The organism is Niastella yeongjuensis, assembly GCF_900110245.1.
GTDB lineage: Bacteria > Bacteroidota > Bacteroidia > Chitinophagales > Chitinophagaceae > Niastella > Niastella yeongjuensis.
The window spans coordinates 34,935-58,779 of the sequence record NZ_FOCZ01000013.1; the positions used below are offsets into that span (position 1 = coordinate 34,935).

The 23,845-nt window shown below is 45.8% G+C and carries 20 protein-coding genes; 6 read left to right on the top strand and 14 right to left on the bottom strand.

Features of this window, described 5'->3' with window-relative positions; all coding sequences use genetic code 11:
* Positions 1 to 102: 102 nt before the first annotated feature.
* The 10 genes from BMX95_RS26970 to BMX95_RS27020 form a co-directional block, all read right to left on the bottom strand.
* On the bottom strand, positions 103 to 1,170 hold the full coding sequence (locus tag BMX95_RS26970; protein WP_081198176.1) for a hypothetical protein: 1,068 nt from the start codon (positions 1,168 to 1,170) through the stop codon (positions 103 to 105).
* 179 nt (positions 1,171 to 1,349) lie between these two features.
* The gene (locus BMX95_RS26980) at positions 1,350 to 2,717 is read right to left on the bottom strand and encodes a T9SS type A sorting domain-containing protein (protein WP_081198178.1); all 1,368 of its coding nucleotides are present in this window, start codon (positions 2,715 to 2,717) and stop codon (positions 1,350 to 1,352) included.
* Between the two features lie 2 nt (positions 2,718 to 2,719).
* Positions 2,720 to 4,120, bottom strand: a complete 1,401-nt coding sequence (locus BMX95_RS26985) for a T9SS type A sorting domain-containing protein (RefSeq protein WP_242673020.1) — start codon at positions 4,118 to 4,120, stop codon at positions 2,720 to 2,722.
* Between the two features lie 308 nt (positions 4,121 to 4,428).
* Entirely contained in the window at positions 4,429 to 5,697 is a 1,269-nt protein-coding gene (preA, locus tag BMX95_RS26990) for an NAD-dependent dihydropyrimidine dehydrogenase subunit PreA (protein ID WP_081198179.1), read from the bottom strand.
* Between the two features lie 35 nt (positions 5,698 to 5,732).
* Positions 5,733 to 7,076, bottom strand: a complete 1,344-nt coding sequence (locus BMX95_RS26995) for an NAD(P)-dependent oxidoreductase (RefSeq protein WP_081198180.1) — start codon at positions 7,074 to 7,076, stop codon at positions 5,733 to 5,735.
* 118 nt (positions 7,077 to 7,194) lie between these two features.
* The gene (locus tag BMX95_RS27000) at positions 7,195 to 8,028 is read right to left on the bottom strand and encodes a nitrilase-related carbon-nitrogen hydrolase (protein ID WP_081198305.1); all 834 of its coding nucleotides are present in this window, start codon (positions 8,026 to 8,028) and stop codon (positions 7,195 to 7,197) included.
* Positions 8,029 to 8,087: 59 nt separating this feature from the next.
* On the bottom strand, positions 8,088 to 9,470 hold the full coding sequence (hydA, locus tag BMX95_RS27005) for a dihydropyrimidinase (RefSeq protein WP_081198181.1): 1,383 nt from the start codon (positions 9,468 to 9,470) through the stop codon (positions 8,088 to 8,090).
* A complete protein-coding gene (locus tag BMX95_RS27010; protein WP_081198182.1) occupies positions 9,454 to 10,938 on the bottom strand; it encodes an NCS1 family nucleobase:cation symporter-1 in 1,485 nt (494 codons plus the stop codon). Before BMX95_RS27010 ends, hydA begins: the two co-directional genes overlap by 17 nt.
* A 32-nt stretch (positions 10,939 to 10,970) precedes the next feature.
* Positions 10,971 to 12,323: an aminotransferase class III-fold pyridoxal phosphate-dependent enzyme gene (locus BMX95_RS27015; protein ID WP_081198183.1), complete on the bottom strand. Its 1,353-nt coding sequence runs from the start codon at positions 12,321 to 12,323 to the stop codon at positions 10,971 to 10,973.
* A 281-nt stretch (positions 12,324 to 12,604) separates the two neighbouring features.
* Complete coding sequence (locus BMX95_RS27020; protein ID WP_081198184.1) at positions 12,605 to 14,062, bottom strand: CoA-acylating methylmalonate-semialdehyde dehydrogenase; 1,458 nt, start codon at positions 14,060 to 14,062, stop codon at positions 12,605 to 12,607.
* Positions 14,063 to 14,178: 116 nt separating this feature from the next.
* On the opposite strand from BMX95_RS27020, the gene BMX95_RS27025 reads away from it, so the two are divergent.
* Genes BMX95_RS27025 through BMX95_RS27040 form a run of 4 tightly spaced genes read left to right on the top strand, consistent with a single transcriptional unit; the run spans position 14,179 to position 19,333 of the window.
* A complete protein-coding gene (locus BMX95_RS27025) occupies positions 14,179 to 14,649 on the top strand; it encodes an Lrp/AsnC family transcriptional regulator (protein WP_081198185.1) in 471 nt (156 codons plus the stop codon).
* A 12-nt stretch (positions 14,650 to 14,661) separates the two neighbouring features.
* The gene (locus tag BMX95_RS27030; RefSeq protein ID WP_244898125.1) at positions 14,662 to 16,086 is read left to right on the top strand and encodes an FAD binding domain-containing protein; all 1,425 of its coding nucleotides are present in this window, start codon (positions 14,662 to 14,664) and stop codon (positions 16,084 to 16,086) included.
* Positions 16,087 to 16,095: 9 nt separating this feature from the next.
* Positions 16,096 to 18,405, top strand: a complete 2,310-nt coding sequence (locus tag BMX95_RS27035; protein WP_081198186.1) for a xanthine dehydrogenase molybdopterin binding subunit — start codon at positions 16,096 to 16,098, stop codon at positions 18,403 to 18,405.
* On the top strand, positions 18,368 to 19,333 hold the full coding sequence (locus BMX95_RS27040) for an XdhC family protein (protein WP_081198187.1): 966 nt from the start codon (positions 18,368 to 18,370) through the stop codon (positions 19,331 to 19,333). Before BMX95_RS27035 ends, BMX95_RS27040 begins: the two co-directional genes overlap by 38 nt.
* Here the strand turns inward: BMX95_RS27040 and BMX95_RS27045 are convergent.
* The 4 genes from BMX95_RS27045 to pucL all read right to left on the bottom strand — a co-directional run bounded on the left by BMX95_RS27045 (position 19,311) and on the right by pucL (position 21,175).
* Positions 19,311 to 19,508, bottom strand: a complete 198-nt coding sequence (locus BMX95_RS27045; RefSeq protein WP_081198188.1) for a hypothetical protein — start codon at positions 19,506 to 19,508, stop codon at positions 19,311 to 19,313. The genes BMX95_RS27040 and BMX95_RS27045 overlap by 23 nt on opposite strands.
* A gap of 50 nt (positions 19,509 to 19,558) precedes the next feature.
* Positions 19,559 to 19,762, bottom strand: a complete 204-nt coding sequence (locus BMX95_RS27050; protein WP_081198189.1) for a hypothetical protein — start codon at positions 19,760 to 19,762, stop codon at positions 19,559 to 19,561.
* Entirely contained in the window at positions 19,759 to 20,223 is a 465-nt protein-coding gene (locus BMX95_RS27055) for a DUF6934 family protein (RefSeq protein ID WP_081198190.1), read from the bottom strand. The genes BMX95_RS27050 and BMX95_RS27055 overlap by 4 nt, the downstream gene beginning before the upstream one ends.
* Positions 20,224 to 20,329: 106 nt before the next feature.
* Positions 20,330 to 21,175, bottom strand: coding sequence for a factor-independent urate hydroxylase (gene pucL / locus BMX95_RS27060; protein WP_081198191.1), 846 nt, complete (start codon positions 21,173 to 21,175; stop codon positions 20,330 to 20,332).
* Between the two features lie 82 nt (positions 21,176 to 21,257).
* Here pucL and allB point away from each other — a divergent pair, with 82 nt between their 5' ends.
* Both allB and BMX95_RS27070 read left to right on the top strand, forming a co-directional pair.
* Positions 21,258 to 22,595 (top strand): allantoinase AllB, encoded by a 1,338-nt coding sequence (gene allB, locus BMX95_RS27065; protein WP_081198192.1) that lies wholly within the window; start codon positions 21,258 to 21,260, stop codon positions 22,593 to 22,595.
* Positions 22,592 to 23,845, top strand: coding sequence for an allantoate amidohydrolase (locus BMX95_RS27070; protein ID WP_081198193.1), 1,254 nt, complete (start codon positions 22,592 to 22,594; stop codon positions 23,843 to 23,845). The genes allB and BMX95_RS27070 overlap by 4 nt, the downstream gene beginning before the upstream one ends.

Below are 23,845 nucleotides of genomic sequence, written 5' to 3' on the forward strand. Positions count from 1 at the left end.
AAAATGCCGGAATACCGGTCATATGCAAATCAATTTATTATATGTATGGGCTAATTATACCTGTCCGGTTATGATACAATAACTGTTCAGTATTGGCGCTGATTATGCCTTTTCGGGGATCTGCTTTGTCTGTTGTTTTTTATCGGCAGAGGTGAGCGGCATTTTATTCCGTTGCCGGTATAAGATAAAACCATACGTGAACATGGAGATAGCAATAATGGCTATCAAAACACTCCATTTTTTGTTGCTGTTATCCAGGGAGTGTTTGCTTTCATTGTAAGTATCCACCGTTAATACAGGCTCGCTGTTTACCGTAAGGCTATAGGTGTAAATGGTTGCCCATTGGTAATGCGTTTCAAAATACCCCGGGGCTTCGGTTTTCTTGATCTTAACGGCGTATTCATGTTTCAGGATAGACAGTTCCACTGGTGTTCCCTTGCCGGCGCTCTGCAATTGTCTGGCATTGATAGAATTAAAACCCACTGCATCTATTAGAAAATTGATACCCGGGTATTCGACCAAATACAATTGAATAGCTCCATATGCATTTTTTCCCGAAGGCATTTTTACTTCAGGGGCCATACTGAGCTGTCCGCTTAAGGTAATGAGTTTGCTTCCGTCGACCGAAAACTCGGGTGAGATCACCGACTTGATGGTAAAGCCCAACAGGAATGAACCCACGATCATCAGGATCGTTCCGGTGCCGCGGTTCTCGAAGCGGGAATCGCGGGTAATGGGCAACTCAGACTTTTGTTTTATGCGCCAGTGCTGCAATTGATGGATCAGCTCCTCGTGGTTATTGAGTAACAGTTCGGGCAGTACCACATCATCGCCCGTTGTTTTCATAATGATATAATTGATCTGTTTGCGGGTGGTGATGCCATAGGCCGTGATCTCCGACTTATTAACTATGCGGGAGGTGAAACGCCATTTTACGGTAAGCTGATCTTCGTAAATATCCACCGCTTTGAAACCCTGCATAGTTATCAGCAATATAAAAAAGAAGAAAATCGTGAGACTGGTTGCAGACACCAGTACATCTACCTGCACATACTGGTACGCGAAAGCATGTTGAAATATGTAGAACGAAATAACCGACATCATGGCAAACAGGATCAGGATTAAAAGCCACTGCCGGTTGTTGAATTTTCCTTTTGATATTGGCACCATGGTTGTAATGTATGTTATCCCCCTTGTATTACATAGACAAGATAGCCAAAAAATTGTATTGGTGGATAAAATACATGAAGTAGGAGGTATGAAGCAGGAAGAAAGAAGAACCCTGACTTTTCGAGCCTTCCTATTTCCCGCTTCTTACCTCCTATTTCAGCCTCATTCGCAAACCAGAGCTATTTTATAAACCGCTGCGTCACCTGTTTCCCCTGCATCGTATACACCAGCACATAAGTACCAGGCAACAATGAGGAAATATTGATCCGGTTCGAGGCCGGCCGCACCAGCATTACCTGTCGGCCCGTAATATCGTATATGCGCACCAGAATACCGGCCAGGTTAGGCGCATTAAACAGCTTCAGTTCCTGTTCACCGGGTTGGTTGGTGATAGACTGCGTTTCCGCTCTTGCTGCTGCCGTCGCTGCAATGACCAGGGAGGAAACCTTATCGTTCCAGCCGTCATCAACCAAACAAGCATCATTGGCGGTTTTAACCAGGGTAGTACCGGCGTAATTGTCGTCCCAATACAGGGTAACCCGGTACCCGCTTTGCAGCTGCAGGGACGAGATATCGTCATTTGCAATGCCAAACGATTGTAACCTGCTTAAATTATAACTGCCAGCGGCCAGCCCCACAGCTGTTCCACCATAAGTGCAATCCTTATAAAAGGTGGCTACCGAAGTGCCGCCGCTCCCATTAAATACATTGTTGATGGCTGCGGCATAGGCTTCCGTTCCGGTCGTATTATCAAAATCATCATACAACCACATAAAACCACCTTTAATATTGCAACTGTTCTTCCAGGTTGTTAACTGGCTTTGTACCTGGCTGGTTGTTTTTTCTGCATCCCACAAACCGGCATACAGCGGAATACTCCCAAAGTTCCAGTTACAGGGATTGTTACCGGCACCACCTGAATAACATTGCAGGTCAACCCGGTCAACCGTACCGGGACGTTGGCTATTGGTATTGGAGGCAACACTCGTCCAGAAAGCGGCTTGAGTATACGGAACCAGCGATACCTTAAACCCTAACCCACCCAACATCACGGCAAATGCAGTGGCTGACCCTGCATCGTAAGTGCTTTCATCATCAAAGCCAATAGCATCCACGGTGGGGAAAGTATTTCTTATTGCCTGAAAATTACGGTACAGGATACTGGTTGAACCAGTGCCTTGCGATGCAATCAGGTTTTTGATATTGGTAAAGGTGCCGGACCCCCAGGCAGCTAAACAAAACTCAACCCGGTTAATGGTAGTAGGCGCCGTTTTTAACGACGCAATATCACCGGCAAAATTGGGATAAGTGGATGCCCCAATATAGGAGCCATTTTGTACCAACGGGAACTCTGCATTAAAATTCAGGTTACCGCTGGCATCGATGTGAATGGTCCATACCACCACACAAGTATAACCGGAGCCTTTTAATTCGCTGATTGAATAATTGCGGTTTTTATAAACCGGTCCTCCAGCATAAATACCGGAGTTGGCAACCGTAATTTGAACAAGGCATATCAAAATGCATATAGCAAGCAATTGTTTCATGATTAATGGCTTTTTACGAACCGTTGACTTATAGTATTACCCTTGTTTAGAATGACCAGTGTATATACACCGACAGCTAATTTCGAAACATCGATCCGGTTACTGGTCAACCGGCCGCTGATCACTTCTTTCCCCATCACATCTATTATTCTTATAACTGACCCGCTAATAGATTGAATGCTATTGAACCGCAACTCATCCACAACCGGATTGGGATAAATGGCCAACCGGTTATCAATGGGCTGTTCTGTTGTTGTTCTGGCTGTAGTTAAACTGGCAGTGGTCACTTTAAGCGATGAAGCCAGGTCGTTGAAATTGTTTGGCACCAGACAACTGGCATCGGCCGTAAGGGTAACGGAGGTGCCGGTGAAATTATCGTTCTGAAAAAGCTGCAACTGATAACCGCTGTTTACTTTAACTGAAGAAATATCGTCATTCAGCACACCCATATCTTGTAACTGGCTCAGAGTATAATTGCCTACGCCCAGCGTGGTTACATAACCGCCATAATTACAATGCTTGTATACGTTCACAACTCCGGTTCCATAAGCAAAAGGAAAATCATTGCGGGCCTGGTTGAACTGCGTTTCAAAAGTTGCCGTCCAGCCGAAAGCAGCAGTAGCCAAGGGTTTCAGACTTAACCCGGCTGCACCGCTCCAGAAATGAATGAACTCGCCCCAGTTCATATCGCGCGAATAACTATTTCCGCTCTTGGGGAAGTATTGCGCCAGCAACGTAAAGAAGCGGTTCAGTACCTGGGTACCACCATAGTTATGATAAATGGGATAGAACCAATCACGGAACCAATGTGTGCCAGCTACCGGAAAGTTATCGGTTGAGCTTTGCATCTGGTTGTACCAGCGCGTGGCTTCACTGCTTTTACCTAAACCCAGGTAAACATCATAGATAAAGATCTCCGCCCATTTGCTGTCGCCCCAAATGGGAAATGCAGGGGAACCTTTCACACCCTTGCTGGCACCTTCTACAATATGCGCCACTTCGTGGGTAGAAATATCCAGATCACCGCCGGTGCCGCCGCTTGTCCAGGGACCAGCACCTACATCGATCACATTGCGGTTATCGTGACTGGCATCGAAATACGTGGAGGGATGACCGCCGCTGTATTTACCGGTGTGATAAACAGCAAACAGGTGCGGGTCATTGCCAAACGAACCATACACATTTTTTACATAGCGCCATACATCGCCCATATAAGTATAGGGCCATGTAACGGAACTGCTTACATCGTTGTCGTAATAAACCGCTACATCATTGTCGTAAAATTTCCGATTGAGTAACTGGTTGTGTTCAAACCAATGCTCCTGCCAGGTGGCCGGCGGCGTTTGTGCCATTATGGTTTGTGCAATACAGGTAAAAATGAAAGCGTAAATGATCTGTTTCATAGTATTGAGGTTTGGTTTATTAAATACAGCTACAAGCTGCCACCGCCAATTGGCCGAGCAGGCGAAATCAGTTAGTACTTAAAACTCAAAAGAATGTTCTGCCACTCCCGTGTCAACAGGTGGCATTTAATAAGAGGTACACCAAATGGGCAAATGAAAATGATACGGTAGGTCTACGGATATTAACCCGCGGATATAATGTAGACCTAAGTTATCTTGTTTAGCAGGTATGAGCCAATATATCTACTGGCTGGAAGGGAAAATTATTTATTCACATAACGGAGTTCGTATATATCAAAAAGAACGGTTCAATGATCATTCAAGGGCATTCCACGTTCCTGAAACTCTTTCCAGTTTACATAATCAACACCCTTTCTTTGTTCAACCATAGTAATACAATCATCAACCGGACATATCAACTTACACAAATTACAACCAACGCATTCCTCTTCTTTAATTGTATAAGTATTATATGGGTTTCCATATTGCAGATTGATCGACTGATGCGATCCATCTTCACAGGCAATATAACAAAGCCCGCAGTGGATACATTTATTCTGATCTATATTGGCAACGATATGGTAATTAATATCCAGCTCTTCCCATTGGGTAAGATGCGGAACCGATTTACCAATGAAATCATTAATTGTGTTGAACCCTTTTTCATCCATCCAGTTATTGAGTCCTTCACACAGATCTTCCACAATACGAAAACCATGTTTCATTACGGCCGTACACACTTGTACAGTAGTAGCTCCTAACAACATAAATTCAACGGCGTCTTTCCAGGTGCTTACACCCCCAATGCCCGAGATGGGGACCCGGGCAGTTACCGGATCCTGACTGATGGTAGCCAGCATTTTGAGCGCAATGGGTTTTACGGCAGGACCGCAATAACCGCCAAAAACAGATTTACCCGCTACATAAGGATTGGGCACAAAGGTATCCAGGTCGATACCCGTAACGGATTGTATGGTATTTATAAGAGATAAGGCATTGGTGCCTGCTTCAACGGATGCCTTTCCTGTTGGCACAACCGAATGCACATTGGGCGTTAGTTTGGTGATCACCGGAATGGTTGCTTTTTCCATTACCCATTCTACCACCAGTCTTGCAATTTCGGGGTCTTGTCCTACCACCGCGCCCATGCCGCGTTCCGTCATTCCATGCGGACAACCAAAGTTCAGCTCAAGTCCATGCGCACCCGTATCTTCTACCTGGGCAATCAGTTCATGCCATTTCTCGCGGGTATTATCGGCCATCAGCGAAACGATCATGGCCCGGTCGGGAAATAATTTAATGCACTCTTTTATTTCGCGCAGGTTTAATTCCAACGGACGATCACTGATCAACTCGATATTATTAAATCCCATTATTTTACTGCCATTGTAATTCACGGCAGAATAACGGCTCGATACATTCTTTACCTGGCTACCCAGCGTTTTCCAAACTACACCACCCCAGCCCGCTTCAAAAGCCCGCAGCACATTTATCTTTTTATCAGTCGGTGGTGCACTCGCTAACCAGAATGGATTGGGTGACCTGACCCCCAAAAAGTTTGCTGATATATCTGCCATAATAAATTATAGTTTGAATTCCGTAACTTAATAACCTACAAACCTGCCACATATTCCAAAATTGCCGCAGCTCCCAATTTCCCTGCCTGAACGGCATCTACCACCTCTTTACCGCCGTTCACACAATCGCCGCCTGCATATACGCCAGGGATATTGGTAGCGCCATTCATTTGCGTTACGATCTTTCCATGCGTATGTTGTAATTGTTTGCCACTGACCAACGCTTCAAATGGCATTTGTCCCGCTGCTTTAATGATCATGTCTACTTCCAATGTACATGTTTCGCCCATTTCAAAGGGTGAACGGCGGCCACTGGCATCCGGCTCGCCCAGCTGCATCAGGTTACACACCAGTTGGGTTGCATGACCGTGCTCACCTTTTATCATGGCCGGTGCTGCCAGCCATATAATGCGACAACCATCCAGTTTGGCAATATCCAGCTCCACTTCTGTACAAGGCATCTCTTCCTGCGTTCTGCGATATACCAGGATCACCTCTTTCGCCCCCAGGCGTTTTGCCTGTGTAGCGGCATCGATGGCCGTCATCCCCATACCGATCACTGCCACACGATCACCCACTGGCACCTGATCATATGCACCAGCCCTGATGTCGTAGATAAATTTTATGGCGTCCACCACACCTTCCAGTTCTTCACCGGGAATATTTAATTGACGGGCAAGGCCTACACCAAAACCCAGATAAACGGCATCATAGTTTTGTTGCAGATCAGCAAGCGTAAAATGAACGCCCAGTTCCTGGTTGTATTCTATAGTAATGCCACCAAGTGAGGTGATATACTTTACCTCTGCTTCACAAAATTCCGGTGTTACTTTATAGGCGGCAATACCATAGGTCATTAAGCCACCGCCTTTACTTTCCTTTTCATAAATAGTTACGGCTATGCCTTCCCGGCTTAATACATGCGCGCAACTCAAACCCGCCGGTCCCGCTCCTACAATCGCAACCCTTTTTCCGGTAGTAGGTTTCCGTTCAAACAGTTTCCATTTCTTTTCCAGCGCCTGCTCGGTGGCATACCGTTGTAAACGGGCAATTGAAATAGGGGTTTCTTCCAGTAAATTATATACACAGGAGCCTTCGCACAACTTTTCAACCGGACAAACACGCGCGCATCCTGCGCCCATAATGTTTGAAACAAAGATGGTATGCGCAGAACCTTTTACGTTATCTGTAGTAATTTGTTTGATAAACTTCGGAATGTCGATCCCGGTAGGACAACTCTTGGTACAGGGTGCGTCATAACAGAACAAACACCGGTTGGCTTCCACCAGCGCCGACTCCCTGCTGTCGAATGGCGGGTGAATATCACTGAAGTTTTGTTCGTACTCCTCAGCCGTTAACCGGTTACTCTTGATAGTCATGTTAAAATTCTATTACTAGGTTCATTTTCCGTTTATAAGATCAAGGTTCCAGGTTTCAAGTTGTTGGTTACAGGGTCCCATGAAACCTGAAACCTGAAACCTGGAACTTGTAACATAATCATAATTCCACCAGTTTACCATACGTCTCCGGACGCCTGTCCCTATAAAACTGCCATATATTCCGTACTTCTTCAATCATCTCCAGATCAAATTCGGCTACCAGTAATTCATCTTTATCTTCCGAGGCAATCGCGAATATTTGTCCGCGTGGATCAACAAAATAAGAGGAACCATAAAACTTACCCAGGTTCCAGGGCTTCTCCTGTCCAACCCGGTTTATACACCCCATGAAATAGCCATTGGCCGCCGCATGCGCCGGTTGTTCCAGCTTCCACAGGTATTGTGATAAACCTGCAACCGTGGCTGATGGATTGTAAACGATCTCCGCGCCATTCAAACCCAGTACCCGTGCCCCATCGGGGAAGTGCCGGTCATAACAGATATACACACCTATTTTTGCATACCGGGTTTGAAAAACGGGATAACCAAGGTTACCTGGTTTAAAAAAGAACTTTTCCCAAAAACCGGATGTATGCGGAATATGGTTCTTTCGATATTTACCTAAATACGTTCCATCCGCATCTATCACCGCAGCTGTATTGTACAACACACCGGCCTGTTCTTTTTCATACACCGGCACTATCATCACCATATTATATTTCTTTGCATAGACGGCCATGCGTTCTGTGGTTGGCCCCGGTACTGTTTCAGCAGATTCATACCAGGCCCTGTCCTGGCCCGGACAGAAATACGGCGTGTTGAAGATCTCCTGCAAACAAAGGATCTGCACGCCCTGTTCTCCGGCTCTTTCTATATAAGGTATATGTTTTTGCACCATCGCCTCCTTGATCTCTTCAATAGTTCCCTCCCCTTCCGTTTTCGGCAAGCTCATTTGAATTAAACCCGATTTTATGATCCGAGCCATAGTTTTTTGTTATTAATGGTTAATGATCAGATTTTCTGTTCAACTTTATTCCGCTTAATAAACTTTCCATATCCTTTCTCTACCAAACATTGCTCGTTATCAATTGCCACTTTTCCCCGCAGGATCACTGTTTTTACTTTCCCGGTGATGGGCCAGCCTTCATACGCCGAGTAATCAACATTCATGTGATGAGTGCTGGCAGAGAGTTCATGCGTTTCATTGGGATCAAAGATCACTATATCGGCATCACTACCCGGTGCCAGCGTACCCTTCCGGGGAAACATGCCAAAGATCTTCGCCGGGTTGGTACAGGCCACTTCCACAAATTTATTCAGGGTGATCTTTCCATTATGCACTCCTTCGCTGTATAACAATTCCATCCGGTTCTCGATGGCAGGATGGCCATTGGGGATCTTTGAAAAATCATCCCTGCCCATTAATTTTTGCTCCCACTTAAACGGACAATGGTCCGTTGCCACCACCTGCACCAGCCCCTGATTAATGCCAGCCCACAAGGTAGCCTGGTCCTTTGGTTGGCGCAACGGCGGGCTCATCACCCATTTGGCGCCTTCAAAATCATTCTCATATAAGGAAGCATCCAGTATCAGGTACTGGATACAGGTTTCTACAAATACTTTCTGGTTGCGCCGGGTAGCATTTCGAACGGCATTCAACGCCCCTTCACAGGTAAGATGAACAATATAACCCGGGCAACCGGTATAATAGGTCATATCGGCAAACCGCTCTGAGGCCTCGGCTTCGGTTATCTCCGGCTGTGATAAGTAATGATATAGGGGCGATAACTTCTTTTCTGCGCGGTGTTTGGCTACCAGGTAATCGATCATATCGCCATTGGTGGCATGTACATTTATCAAACCACCATATTTCTTTACTTCTTCCATAAGCCCGATCATTTGCCGGTCATCGATCATAAGGGCACCTTTATAAGCCATAAAGGTTTTGAAAGATGTGATGCCCTCCTGCTCTATCATCTTCTGAATTTCGGTGCGCGTATTATCATTGAAATCAGTGACCGCCATATGGAAACTGTAGTCGCCTACGCAATTATTGTCAGAACGCGAGCGCCATTCATCGAGTGCCGCCTGTAACGAATTCCCTTGCTTTTGCAGTATAAAATCAATGACCATGGTAGTGCCGCCAAATAAAGCGGCCCGCGTACCGGTTTCATAATTATCGCTCGAAAAGGTGCCCATAAAGGGCATATCGAGGTGTACATGCGGATCGATGCCGCCCGGGAAAACCAATTTACCTGTTGCATCGATTTCCTTGTCCGCTTTTATATCCAGGTCCTTGCCGATAGTTTGTATGGTTTCTCCCGCTACAAAAATATCGGCGGTAAAATCCGCGTCTGCAGTAATGATCCGTCCGTTTTTAATCAATAGCGACATGAAATGTTTCTTCTTTAGCGGTGAAAGAATCTGATACCAGGGGTTTATAATTACGCATCATAAACAAATAAACAAGCCCCGAAATAAAGAATCCAACAAACCAGGCATAATTATATAAGTGCGAGATCCAGGCAGGCACACTGTCTGGTGTTATTACTTTTATAGTTGTCAGAAAACCGGGAATGTTAGGAATGATACCAAGCAGCAAAGCAATAATAGCGCGGTAATTAAATCCGTTCCTGAATGTGTATTGTCCGTTTACTTTATACAGATCGGCCGTGGTCAGTTGTTGCTTCCGAATAAAATAATAATCAGCGATCATAATACCACCTACAGGTCCCAACAGACTGGAATAGGCAATAAGCCACGTAAAAATATAACCCGTAGGATCGGCAATCAGCTTCCAGGGAAAGATCAGGATACCCAGTACACCGGTGATATAACCGCCCCTGCGAAAAGTTATTTTTGAAGGTGCGAGGTTGGCAAAATCATTGGCCGGACTAACAATGTTTGCGGCAATATTGGTAGCCAGGGTAGAAATGGCTACTGCGATCATGGCCACACTCACCAGCAGTTTGTTTTCGAATTTACCAGCCAGAATTACCGGATCCCAAATGGTAGTGCCATAAATAATGGCAGTAGCTGATGTTACTACAACGCCAATAAAAGCAAACAACGTCATGGATGGCGGCAGGCCAATCGCCTGTCCCTTTATTTGCGCCTGCTGACTTTTAGCATAGCGGGTAAAATCGGGAATATTGAGCGAAAGGGTTGCCCAGAACCCAACCATGCCCGTTAGTGCAGGGAAGAAATAATCAAGGAACGAGGACGTAGTGGCAAATTTTGATGGCTGATGCAAAATTGGCCCCAGGCCATGAGAAGCATTGATGGCCCAGAATAATAAGGCCAATGCCGCTATGGGCAGAAAGATGGCTTTAAACACCAGCAGTTTTCTAATGCTTTCAACACCCAGGTATACGATAAACATATTGAGCGCCCAGAAACATAAAAAGCAAATAAAGGGAGCAGCCTTCGGAAATAAAGAAGTATGATCGATCTCAGCCAGCCCTGGGTTCCATACCCTGATCATTTGATAGATGGCAGCGCCGCCTATCCAGGTTTGAATGCCAAACCAGCCACAGGCTACAATAGCCCGCAGCATGGCGGGAATGTTTGCACCCCGAACCCCAAAGCTGGCCCGGGCAAAAACCGGAAAGGGAATGCCATATTTCGCACCGGCATGTCCGTTAAGGATCATGGGTATTAAGACAATGGTATTTCCGAGGAAAATAGTAAGGATGGCCTGCCACCAGTTCATTCCTCCACCAATCAATGAACTTGCCAGCATATACGTAGGAATACAAAGGCTCATGCTGATCCACAAGGCGGCGTAGTTCCAGGTATTCCATTTGCGGTTGGTTACCGGAACGGGTGCAAGGTCTTCACTGTATAGTGATTCATTTTTCATCGTATGGTGGTTAATGCCCCTGACGCCCTTCCTCAATTTACAAATTCATCCGCAATTTTGATCGCTTCGCTGATCATGGTCAATCCTTCATCCACCTGTTCTTTTGTAATACACAACGGGGGGGCGATAAAAATATAGTTCCAGCGAACAAAGGTGTACATACCCTGTTCTTTCAGTTTGGCAGCCACTTTATTCATGATGACCATTTCATCGGGTTTGGCGTTAAATGGCGCCATAGGTTCTTTAGTCGTCCGGTTTTTCACCAACTCTATGCAACCTAATAAACCGGTATTCCTGAAATCACCAATACTGGGATGTTTTTGTTTTAACAGCTCAACCTGTTCATCGATATAATGTCCCATGTTAGCGGCATTCTCCAACAGGTTTTCGTCTTCATATATTTTTAAGGTTTCCAGTCCGGCCGCACAACTTACCGGGTGGGCCGAATAGGTTAGCCCCAGCCACAAAACGCGATCGTTAAAGTATTCAGCTATTGTATCGCTTACGATCAGGGCGCCCAGGGGGAGATAGCCTGCTGTTATTCCTTTTGCGGTGGCGATGATATCGGGCACTACGCCATGATAATCTACCCCAAACCATTTGCCGGTTCGGCCAAAACCACTCATCACTTCATCGGCGACCAATAGAATATTGTGTTTATCGCACAGGGCACGCACTTTTTGTAAATAATCGGGCGGGTATTTTATACAGCCTGAGGAACCACTTTCCCCTTCCATAAGAACCGCAGCAACATTTCCCGGCCCTTCAAACTCGATGACTCTTTCCAAATGACTTACACATTCACGACTACAGGTAGTGATCTCTTTTCCCCAGGGACAGCGATAACAATAAGGATCTTCCACATGCACAAAATTCGGCACCTGTTGTACATCGGAAGCCAGTTTCCGCGGATCACCACCGGCTGTCATAGCACCATAGGAAGCCCCATGAAATGCACGGTACCGTGCAATGATCTTATGCCTGCCGGTATATAACCTGGCCAGCTTGATGGCATTTTCTATGGCCGAAGCCCCACAAACCGTGAATAGGGTTTTAGTTAATCCAGGTGGGGTTACCGACGCCAGCTTCTTACCCAGCTCTCCCCGTACTTTGGTAACGCAACCGGGCGTTACATAACTTACCTGTTGCATTTGTTCCATAACGGCCTGAGTTACCCGCTGGTTACCATGTCCAATATTTACATTCATCAGACCGGAAGAAAAATCGATGTACCGTTTGCCATCGTAATCATAGAGGTAAACGCCCCGGGCAGATTTCACTGCAATAGGCGCAATGCCCTTTTGTTTGCTCCAGGAAAAGAGCGTGTAATCCATGTTATCCCGAATTATTTCTTGTGCTTCAGATATATTTAAAATGTTTGACATGATTTTATAGTTTAAAGGCAAAGGGCAGAGGGCAGAAGGCAAAGGGCAGAAAGAAATACACCGCTGCGCCGCAACCCCATCTTTAACAAAAAACGAAGAACTCAATAACCTATAAACCCAATAACTTAATCTTAGAACTAAGAATATAGAACTTAAACTTTCAACTCTAAACTTTCAACTCTAAACTTTCAACTCTAAACTTTCAACTCTAAACTTTCAACTCTAAACTTTCAACTTTAAACTTTCAACTCTAAACTTTCAACTTTAAACTTTAAACCGAATCAACTCATCCAATTAACTCCCGCTTCCGGATCCCATTTCACCGTAGACTTCTTCAGTTTTGTCCAGAATTCAATAGAGCTTTTACCGGTAATATCGCCCACTCCGAATTTGCTTTCATTCCAGCCGCCAAAAGAGAAAGGTTCGCGGGGCACAGGTACTCCTACATTCACCCCGATCATTCCAGCACTGGCTTTGTCGATCACATAGCGCGCCAGTCCGCCATTTTGTGTAAATACCGAGGCTGCATTGCCATAATGATTGGCATTTTCGATAGCCAGGGCTTCATCCAACGTTTTGGTGCGCATGATACTGATCACCGGACCAAAGATCTCTTCCTGGGCCACAGCCATGTCGGGTTTCACATAATCAATAACGGTAGGTCCCACATAGGTTCCCTTTTCTTTACCGGGAACCGTTGCATTGCGCCCATCCAGGAGAATACGCGCACCCTGTGTTTCCGCCTCCGTTATATAATGTTCGATCCTTTCTTTTGATTCTTTACTAATTACGGCGCCCAAATTCTGGCCCGGCACTATCTTTCTGGCTTCTTCACATATTTTTTGAATGATGTGATCAACATCGCCCACGGCAACCATGGCCGATGCAGCCATACAACGTTGTCCCGCGCAGCCGCTCATGGAGGCCGCAACATTTTGTGCGGTCATGTCGGCTTTGGCATCAGGCAGTACCAACAAGTGATTTTTGGCACCACCCAATGCCAGACACCGTTTATAATGATGGGTAGCACGCTGGTAAACTATCTTCGCGACTTTAGTGCTGCCAACAAATGATATCGCTGAAATTCCCGGATGGTCACAAATAGCATTCACAATGGTGCTGTCACCATTTACTACATTGAAAACGCCATCGGGCAAACCAGCCTCTTTTAATAGTTGCGCCAGGCGGCCCACACTCAGCGGTACTTTTTCAGAAGGTTTTACGATCATACAATTACCCAGCGCAAGTGCATTGGGAATCGTCCAGTTAGGCACCATGCTGGGAAAGTTGAATGGGACAATAGATGCCACCACACCCAGCGGCACATGCTCGGTACGGCACTCCACGCCTTTGCTTACTTCCAGCACTTCACCGGTAACCAGTTGAGGCAATGAGGTAGCAAACTCAGTGAGCTCGATGCACTTCTCAATTTCAGCAATGGCTTCGCCAACTGTTTTTCCATTCTCTTCACTAACGAGTGCAGCCAGTTCTTTCAAATGGGTCTCCAACAAGTGCCGGTAACGGAACAGCACCTGCACCCTTTCTTTTATGGGTGTATGGCTCCAGGCGGGGAATACGATCTTCGCAGCCCGCACAGCTGCATCCAGATCTTTTGGCGTTGATAAAGGAACCGTTGACAACAACGTTCCATCGAGCGGAGAAATAATGGGCAGTGTCTGGTCTGTTGACGCATTGACAAACTGTCCATTTATGTAGTTCTGAACAGGTAAGTACTTCATGATGAGACATTTTTTCGTACTACAGAATTTGCAGAAACAGGTAGAGTAATTTAAAATTAATTTAGTACGTGGCCAAAATTTAGATAGTATTTTTATTTTTGTTGCATCTTTGTCATATGGAGAAGAACGGTTACCCACTCGATGAGCTCGATTTTTCAATTCTGTCGTTTTTACAAAAAGACGGCCGGATGTCGTTTACCGTTATTGCCGAAAAACTCAATGTGTCAATCGGCACCATTCGTACCCGGGTAAATAAGTTAATTGAAGAAGGCACCATTAATATTATTGGGCGGGTAAATCCCGACAAGGTTGGCTTCAGGGCATATGCACACATTGCGGTTTTTGTGCGGCCGGCCACCTTTAAAGAAAAAGTAGCGCAAAAGATCTCCAAACTGCCGGAAGTGAGTTTCCTTGCCATGACCTCCGGTGACTATGATCTGGAAGTAGACGTCATGTGCCGCGACAATGATCACCTGGTACAGTTTATCAACGAGATCTCGAAGTTTGAAGGCGTATACCAAACAAAGACCACGCTGTATTTTAAAGTATACAAATACGCCCAGCCCGATCTGAACTTATTAAAATAAGCTGCCGGGATTTTGGTAACTTTAAAGAAACCAGCCTTACCATTGATCAAATTCATTCTCAATAACAATGAAGTATCAACCAGTTTGCCGGCCGGCATGGTGTTGCTTGATTTTGTGCGGTATCACCAGCATTTAACCGGTACTAAAGTGGGTTGTAATGAAGGCGACTGCGGGGCCTGTACCATGCTGGTGGGCGAATTGAGGGACAATGCTTTGCGTTACCGGTCCCTCACCAGCTGCCTGACACCTTTAGGTAATGTGCATGGCAAACACGTTGTAACCATCGAAGGGTTGAATATGGAAGGGCTCAATCCCATTCAACAGGCCATGTTCGATGAATCGGCCACCCAATGCGGTTTTTGCACACCCGGTTTTGTTGTTTCACTGGCCGGCTTCTGCTTAAGCGAAAAGAATGCCACTACCCAAAATGCGATTGCCGCAGTTGATGGAAATATCTGCCGCTGTACCGGTTATAAATCCATTGAACGGGCTGCAGCGAAAGTTGCACAACTGATGCAGGCAAGACAAAATACAGAGCCAGTGGCCTTTGTTTCGGAGAATCGTATTTTGCCAGACTGGTTTTCCGGCATCAAACAACGATTACAAATTTTACGAACAGCATTAAATGGACAGCTTCATCCAACCGACGCTGTGGAATGGGTGGGCGGCGGTACAGACGTCTATGTGCAAAAGCATGATACCTTGAAAGATGCACCCATTCGTTTTTTGTTTGACGATACCAACCTGAAAGGCATTAACCAACAAGGCAACCGCTGCATCATTGGTGCCGCAGCTACGGTAACTGATCTTGCTGAATCCCCCATCATGCAGCAGCACTTCCCTCATCTGGCAGACCATATCAAATTGATCTCCTCTACCCCTATCCGTAATATTGCCACCATTGGTGGTAATCTGATCAACGCCTCCCCTATCGGTGACCTGACAATTTTCTTACTGGCGCTGGATGCTGCATTGATCTTACGCAATAACGATCAACAACGGGAAATACCACTCCGGCAATTGTACAAAGGTTATAAGAAATTAGACCGGCAGGCAGACGAGCAACTGGCATCAGTTTCGTTTGAATTGCCCCGACACAACACTTACTTCAGTTTTGAAAAAGTAAGTAAACGAACGAACCTGGATATCGCCAGTGTAAATTCTGCCTGTTGTTGCACGTTGCAGGGCGACCACATTCATGACATTCGGATCTCAGCCGGTGGCGTTGCACCAATTCCCAGGCTGCTTGAACAAACAAACACTTTTTTAAAAGGACGGTCTGTTACAGATACAACCATCGGGCAGGCCATAGCAATTGCCCAAACAGAAATTGCGCCTATCAGCGATGCCCGGGGAACGGCCGACTATAAACGATTGTTATTGGCCCAGTTGATAAAAGCACATTTTATGACGGTCTTGCAACACGCCGAACATTAATCAAGTGTTATGAAAAACATCGATGCATATACACACGTGCGGGGCGAATCCATTTACCTGGATGATATTCCCCTTATACAAGGCACCTTGTTCGGCGCCTCTTTTGGATCGCCAATGGCACATGGCACCATCGTCAACCTGGATCTAAGCGAAGCAGCGGCGATGCCCGGTGTAGTACGCATCTTCACGTATAAAGACATAACCGGTGAAAACCAGATTGGCGGTATCGTTCCTGATGAACCGTTACTGTCCGATCAGGAGGTGCATTTTTGTGGTATGCCCGTTGCCTTTGTGGTAGCTGAATCAATTGATGCCGCCCGGGCAGCGGTAAAAAAAATAAAAGCAACTATTGAGCCATTGCGGGTGATCACCGATCCACGGGAAGCACAGGCATTGGGTGAACTCATCATTCCACCACGAACCTTTCAACTGGGCAACACCAATGAAGCCTGGTCACAATGCAAACATATTTTTGAAGGCCGGGCCGATACCAACGGGCAGGAGCATCTGTACATTGAAACACAAGGCGCCTATGCGGTTCCACAAGAGTACCAGGCTATCAAAATATATTCTTCTACACAAGGGCCCACCGCAGTTCAACGCGCTGTTAGCCGGGTAACCGGCTTGCCCATGCACCAGGTAGAAGTAGAAGTAAACCGCCTGGGTGGCGGTTTTGGCGGCAAGGAAGATCAGGCGAATACCTGGGCAGCCTTATGTGCACTGGCAGCTCATCTCCTGAAACGACCCGTTAAGTATTCATTGCATCGCATGGAAGACATGGCGATGACCGGAAAGCGCCATCCTTATTCCGCCGATTTCAGGATCGGACTGAATGAAGAACTGAAGATCGTTGCCTATGAAGTTACGTTTTACCAGAATGCCGGAGCCGCCGCTGACCTGTCGCCGGCCGTAATGGAACGCACCTTGTTCCATTGTACCAACTCGTATTTTATTCCTAATGTAAAAGCAACTGCCTATAGTTGTCGCACCCATTTACCACCTAATACCGCGTTCCGGGGTTTTGGCGGACCACAGGGCATGTTCATGATAGAATCGGCCATTGCCAAAGCCGCAGAAACATTAGGCATAGAAGCGTCTGTTATTCAGGAAAGAAACCTGTTGCAAACCGGTGATGAATTTCCTTACGGACAAAAAGCGCAAAGTGAAGCACCCGAATGCTGGCACAAAGCCACTGAATTGTATCATCTCACCGATTTGCGCAAGGAAACAACTGTATTTAATGCTGCCAATAAATGGTATAAAAAGGGATTGGCCTGCATGCCGGTTTGTTTTGGCATTTCATTTACCAAAACATTGATGAACCAGGCCCGGTCACTGGTGCATGTATATACAGACGGCAGCGTTGGTATTACCACCGGCGCTGTTGAAATGGGCCAGGGCGTAAACACCAAAATACTGCAGGTGGCTGCTAAGGTGTTCTCCATTCAGCCCGACAAAATCAAAATTCATACAACCAATACATTTAAGATCGCCAATACGTCTCCCTCTGCCGCCAGTGCCACTGCTGACCTGAATGGCAAAGCCACCTTACTGGCTTGTACCGCTATCGCCAACAGATTGAAAAAAATGGTGGCCGAAGAATTGAGTGTAGCCGAAGATGCCATCACCTTACAGGATGAATTTGTTTGGGTGAACGGCCAAAAAACCGACCGTGACTGGAAGTCACTTGTAATGGCCGGACATATAAAAAGAATAGGCCTGTCTGAACATGCCCATTATGCCACGCCTGAAATTCATTTTGATGCCACCAAAGAAAAAGGCCATCCGTTTGCCTATCATGTTTATGGCACAGCTATTCTTGGTGTAACGGTAGATTGTATCCGTGGAACGTATACAGTTGATACAGTTAAAGTGGTGCACGATTTTGGTTCCAGCATGAACACGGCGGTTGACCTTGGCCAAATAGAAGGCGGTATTGTTCAGGGCATCGGCTGGATGACCATGGAGGAAGTGGTTTATGACAAAGAAGGACGGCTGCGGTCCAATGCTTTGTCTACTTATAAAGTGCCGGATATTTATTCGGTACCGAAAGAAATAGCCATCGATTTCTTACAAACGCCGCATGATAACCTGGCCATCTTCCGGTCGAAGGCAGTGGGCGAACCTCCGCTGATGTACGGCATTGGCGCTTATTTCGCCTTACGCAATGCAGTACGCGCCTTTAATAACAAAGGGTATTTCCCCTTTGATGCCCCCATGACGCCCGAGAAAGTATTGATGGCTTTATACGCAACCCAACAAGAAGGAATTATTCAGCCGCATGAAGAAACAAGTAAACATCTGGCAGTTGATAAATAAAAGCCTGCAGCAACAGGTACCAGTTATGTTGTTGTATGTGCTGCAAAGTGAAGGGAGCAGTCCGGGCCGCCCGGGTTTCTTTATGGCGGTAAATGCAGCCGGGGAAACCGAAGGTTCTATTGGCGGTGGCATTATGGAACATAAGTTTATTGAAATGGCGAAGGATAAACTAAACACTACACAGAACATCCCACCCGATCTTAGAAAACAGGTCCATAATAAATCTGCACCTGCCCATCAAAGCGGCATGATCTGTTCCGGAGAACAAACCATTTGGTTATACCAGGTCCCCGCTGCTACTACCGACACCATTCAACAGATCATCACCAGCCTGGAACAAAATAAAAACGGCACCCTGCAATTTTCACCAGCCGGTTTGCAATTCACACCAGAGGCCCCCGATACTGATTTTTATTTTTCCATCACATCCGAAACAGACTGGCTGTACCGCGAGAAGACCGGTTATAAAAATCACTTACACGTAATCGGGGCAGGACATTGTGCCCTGGCGCTTTGCCGCCTCATGCAAAACATGGAATTTTACATTCACCTGTACGATGACCGTTCCAGCCTGAAAACATTTTTAGAGAATGAGTATGTGCACGAAAAGAGGATAATCGCAAATTATAAAGAACTCGATGAACTCATTGAGGCCGGAGATCATCAATATATTGTAGTGATGACGGTTGGTTATCGGACCGATGACATAGTGGTTAGAACCTTGTGGAAAAAGCAGTTCAGGTATCTTGGGTTATTAGGTAGTAAGAGTAAGATAGAAAAGATGTTTACTGACTACCAGGCGGAAGGTGTGCCCGATTCTTTATTGCAACAGATGCATGCCCCTATTGGTATTGCTATTCATAGTCAAACCCCGGAAGAGATTGCCATTAGTATTGCAGCGGAAATTATTCGGGAGAAGAATCTCTAGCGTGTTTAAGCATTTCTTCAATGCTCTTATACCCACTTTTTGCAAATCCTTCATTTACCTCTGCCAGTTTGCGCGCCAGTGATCCTGAAAGGGGCAACTCCTTCATATTTGGGTTAAGCGTTAAACTAAGCCCGTTAGTATATATTACTTTTGGCGTTTTCATTTTCTCTTTCATATTACAATCAAATACTTTCGTTTTAATTACAAATGATTTAGCAGCAGAGATTATTCGGGAGAAAAATCGTTAGCATGTCGCTTGAGAATTTCGTCGAGATTCTTAATTTTTGATAAGTGATCGTTTGCTTCTCTCAATTTACGGGCAACTAGGCCATCACCCGTTGTTGGCGAGGGCTCTATTGTATCGTCAACTATATATGTAAACTCTCTTTTAAACAGTTCACTGTATACCTTAATGATTTTATTTTTCATAAACCAAATTTAGTGAATTTTCTTTTAATTAAAAACGCCTTGATATTCAGCCCTTTTTGAAAAGGTATAAAATCCCACTCCCCATTAACATCTACATAAATCTCAAACTTTGAAGATAATTCTTCAAAATGCAGTCCTATTGCCATTCGATATAACCTAGTTCTATGCTCTGTACTTCCACTAAAAAACACAAATCTTTCAGGAAATCTATCTGTATAATCTTCAACAGCTTTTAGTATAGTAGCTAAGATCTTATTTCTATCGCCATTATTACTAATTGACAAATCATCGAGATCACCATTTTCTTTATTGTTCCCAAAAGCTAAATTATAAATACTAGGCCACGGGGTTTCTGTAAACTGAATCCTTTTGGGTATTTTTCCATTAAGGCCTACACTCATAAATTCAAATGTACTATAGTCAGATCTAATTATAATCCCTGAATATACCTCATACTTCATGCCCGCAAAAGTATGGCAGCCCGATGCTGCTAGCCGGTAGTTGGTCGTTTAATATTGCTATTTTTTATGCTGCACTAATAAAGTGCAAAGTTTTGCTCAGGGTGGTTCACTCCCGTACTACCGTCCCAGTTATATACCCATAAGGTTCATCCGTAGCAATAAATACCTCGTTCTTATTGTCCATTCCAAACTGTTCCAGGTTGAACAGGATATGGTGTTTATTGGGCATCTTCAAACTGATCTCATTAACAGATGCGAACTTGTTTAACACGGCCTCCCCCATGGCATATAAAGTATGCTGCACCGAAAGGCTTTGGTGATCAGCAAATGTTTGCAGCAAAGTGGTCCGTATGCCATTAAACAATTCTACAAAAAGGATTTTGGAAGAATTGTACACCCAGCTTGCTTCGCATTCCGTAGCGAAAATCCGGTCGCCGGTTTCTTTGAGGGTAGTGTATTGGTCCTTTATGTAATGCTCAAAACCCGAGTCGGTTGTTTTTAAGATCAACAGATCTGTGATCCCCGTTGTTACTTCTACCCCATTTTTGTTTTGCACAACGGTAGCCGTATGTTTCTCATTGCCACCGCTGCTATAGGCATGGGGATGCACGGTTCCATTAAAACGCATCCGCATCCAGCTGTGTTCCGTCAACTCAATTCGAACCTGGGAAATCTGGGGATTATTACTGGCAAAATAATTGGCCAGGTATAACCCAAAAGCCTCAATGGAAGAAACAAAGTGTTCCTTCGCCAACGCATACACTGTATTCTTTTGTGTATCAGTAGGCAGCAGTTTTGAATTGTCGCCAAGGAGATGGGCAGTTTCAAAATCACCTTCCAGTATTACATTCACTGAGATCTGCCTGAATTCATGGTAATCTGGATGGCGAATGATCTTTGAGAGGTTTACAGCATTCTTGCCATAGGTATTCTTACCCAGTTTAATTGACATAGCAGCGTAATTTGATGGAATGGTTCCTCAATTTAAACAATTAATTGTCTATTTTTAGTAGCCGACTTTTAAATATTCCGCCATGTTCGACCTTGCCATCAGTGGTAGAAACATTTGTACACCCGAAGGTATGCGGGAAGGGGTGGTTTTGGTCCACAAGGGCATTATCGTGGATATACTGCCTAACCTGCCGGCGGCAGCTATCAGCACGGAGATCGATATAGGCGAACTGGTGTTAATGCCAGGGATCATTGACCCGCATGTACACATCAATGAACCGGGCCGAACCGATTGGGAAGGGTTTGAAACCGCTACCCGTTCGGCCGCAGCGGGCGGCATTACCACGCTGGTGGAGATGCCGCTTAATGCAGACCCCGTTACCATTACAGCCGACGCCTTTGATAAGAAGGCCGCAGCTGCTGAAGGACAGTTACACGTGAACTGTGGTTTCTGGGGTGGTGTTGTTCCCGCCAATACACCGGAATTAGAAAAGCTGATCAGCAAAGGGGTGTTAGGGTTTAAAGCGTTTCTAACCCATTCCGGTATCGATGAATTCCCAAATGTTACCGGGTCCGATCTGCATCAGTCAATACCCATTATTGCCAGGCATCATTTGCCACTGTTGGTGCATGCTGAACTAACCACCAACGTACAACCGCCACCGGTAAACAATCCACAATCCTATAAAAGCTATCTGTTATCACGCCCCCGGCAATGGGAAGATGATGCTATTGCATTAATGATAAGGCTTTGTGAACAGTATCAGTGCCGGGTACATATTGTACACCTGTCATCGGCCGGTTCCATTGAACAAATAAAACAGGCCCGGCAAAAAGGACTGCCAGTTACAGTTGAAACAGCCCAGCATTACTTGTATTTTAATGCAGAAGAAATACCGGATGCACAAACTGCTTTCAAATGCGCGCCGCCCATCAGGGAAAAAGAGAACAACGAACAGCTGTGGCAGGCTTTACAGGAAGACACCATAGATTTCGTGGCAACAGATCATTCCCCGGCACCGCCTGCTATGAAAGAGATCAGTTCAGGCAACTTAATGAAAGCGTGGGGCGGTATTGCCTCGCTGCAGTTGGCATTGCCTGTACTTTGGACCGCAGCCCGCAAGCGGAATATACCGGTAACCCGCATGGCCCAATGGCTTTGTGAAAAACCAGCCCTATTACCGGGTCTGCAAAAAAGCAAAGGCAGGATCGCCAAAGGGTTCGATGCAGACTTTGTAGTATGGGATCCCAATAAACAATTCCGGGTTACAGCGGAAGCGCTACACCACAAACATAAAATAACACCATACATGAACCAGGAGCTGTATGGGGTAGTAGAACAAACCTGGCTGGCCGGACAATTAATTTTTGAACGGGGACGCTTTCCTGTTCTGAACAAAGGAAAAATCATCACACCTTGACGCCCGATAACCTACAACTGGCAAACACTATTCTGCAACGGATCAATGAACTGGCCTCCATCAGTGAAGAACCAGGCGTTGTTACCCGCACTTATGGCACCGAAGCCTTTATTAAAGGAAGGACCCTGGTTGCCCATTGGATGCAAGCCGCAGGCTTACAAACCCACATCGATAATATTGGCAACGTAAGGGGCCGCCTGCCTGCACGGTCACCGGAAGCCAAAACGCTGGTCATTGCTTCGCATATCGATACCGTGATCAATGCCGGCAAATTCGATGGCCCCCTGGGAGTACTTATTGGAATAAGTTTACTGGAGCAATTGATTCAGCAAGGCACATCCCTGCCCTTTCATCTTGAACTGATCGCCTTTTGCGATGAAGAAGGCTGTCGCTTTCACACCACTTACCTGGGTAGTAAAGTAGTAGCGGGTAATTTTGATAATAACCTGCTTCTAAAACAGGATGCTGTGGGAACCAGCCTGCAACAGGTGATACAAAGTATGGGTGGTAACCCGGCAGTACTACCACAGGATGCCATTGCAGCCAAAGACTGGCTGGGCTATTTTGAAATTCATATAGAACAGGGACCGGTACTATTCGAAAAGGATATACCCGTTGGCATTGTTACCGCTATTTCCGGGCAAAAAAGAGTTGCCATCACTTTCAAAGGTGAAGCCGGACATGCAGGCACTGTTCCCATGGATATGCGCAAAGACGCCTTGTGCGCCGCTGCAGAATTTATTCTGGAAGCAGAACGTTTTGCTGCCAGCCATCTGCAACCCGTAGTAGCAACGGTCGGTACCCTGCAAGTAACACATGCCGCCAGTAATGTAATCCCCGGCGAAGTGTTATGCACCCTCGATCTGCGCAGCGCCAATCAACAGGTATTGAACTCTTGCTACACTTACCTGGAACAACTGGGCTCCGCTATTTGCCAGCAACGCCATGTTGAATTCCTGTGGCAGCCAATTCAGGAAAGCCCGCCTGTTACCTGCAATACGGCCCTGAACTATTTACTGGCGCAGTCGGTTCAGCAATCGGGGTATGAAGTGATCAAACTGATAAGTGGTGCCGGTCATGATGCAGTGGCCGTAGCACCCGTGGCGCCGGTCGCCATGCTGTTCGTTCGTTGTTATAAAGGGATCAGCCATAACCCACTCGAAAACGTTGAACTAAAAGACCTGGCCGCCGCAGTACAGGTGTCGGCTGCATTTATACATTCGCTCATTCAAAAACATAACCGCGGTTAA

Excerpts from the sequence above, each read along its gene's own strand:
- preA (WP_081198179.1), bottom strand. The coding sequence starts at position 5,697 with ATGGCAGATATATCAGCAAACTTTTTGGGGGTCAGGTCACCCAATCCA.
- pucL (WP_081198191.1), bottom strand. The coding sequence starts at position 21,175 with ATGTCAATTAAACTGGGTAAGAATACCTATGGCAAGAATGCTGTAAAC.
- BMX95_RS26980 (WP_081198178.1), bottom strand. The coding sequence starts at position 2,717 with ATGAAACAATTGCTTGCTATATGCATTTTGATATGCCTTGTTCAAATT.
- hydA (WP_081198181.1), bottom strand. The coding sequence starts at position 9,470 with ATGTCGCTATTGATTAAAAACGGACGGATCATTACTGCAGACGCGGAT.
- BMX95_RS27035 (WP_081198186.1), top strand. The coding sequence starts at position 16,096 with ATGAAAAACATCGATGCATATACACACGTGCGGGGCGAATCCATTTAC.
- BMX95_RS27015 (WP_081198183.1), bottom strand. The coding sequence starts at position 12,323 with ATGTCAAACATTTTAAATATATCTGAAGCACAAGAAATAATTCGGGAT.
- BMX95_RS27055 (WP_081198190.1), bottom strand. The coding sequence starts at position 20,223 with ATGAAGTATGAGGTATATTCAGGGATTATAATTAGATCTGACTATAGT.
- BMX95_RS26985 (WP_242673020.1), bottom strand. The coding sequence starts at position 4,120 with ATGAAACAGATCATTTACGCTTTCATTTTTACCTGTATTGCACAAACC.
- BMX95_RS27040 (WP_081198187.1), top strand. The coding sequence starts at position 18,368 with ATGAAGAAACAAGTAAACATCTGGCAGTTGATAAATAAAAGCCTGCAG.
- BMX95_RS27000 (WP_081198305.1), bottom strand. The coding sequence starts at position 8,028 with ATGAGCTTGCCGAAAACGGAAGGGGAGGGAACTATTGAAGAGATCAAG.
- BMX95_RS27020 (WP_081198184.1), bottom strand. The coding sequence starts at position 14,062 with ATGAAGTACTTACCTGTTCAGAACTACATAAATGGACAGTTTGTCAAT.
- BMX95_RS27050 (WP_081198189.1), bottom strand. The coding sequence starts at position 19,762 with ATGAAAAATAAAATCATTAAGGTATACAGTGAACTGTTTAAAAGAGAG.
- BMX95_RS27025 (WP_081198185.1), top strand. The coding sequence starts at position 14,179 with ATGGAGAAGAACGGTTACCCACTCGATGAGCTCGATTTTTCAATTCTG.
- allB (WP_081198192.1), top strand. The coding sequence starts at position 21,258 with ATGTTCGACCTTGCCATCAGTGGTAGAAACATTTGTACACCCGAAGGT.
- BMX95_RS27010 (WP_081198182.1), bottom strand. The coding sequence starts at position 10,938 with ATGAAAAATGAATCACTATACAGTGAAGACCTTGCACCCGTTCCGGTA.
- BMX95_RS26970 (WP_081198176.1), bottom strand. The coding sequence starts at position 1,170 with ATGGTGCCAATATCAAAAGGAAAATTCAACAACCGGCAGTGGCTTTTA.
- BMX95_RS26995 (WP_081198180.1), bottom strand. The coding sequence starts at position 7,076 with ATGACTATCAAGAGTAACCGGTTAACGGCTGAGGAGTACGAACAAAAC.
- BMX95_RS27045 (WP_081198188.1), bottom strand. The coding sequence starts at position 19,508 with ATGAAAGAGAAAATGAAAACGCCAAAAGTAATATATACTAACGGGCTT.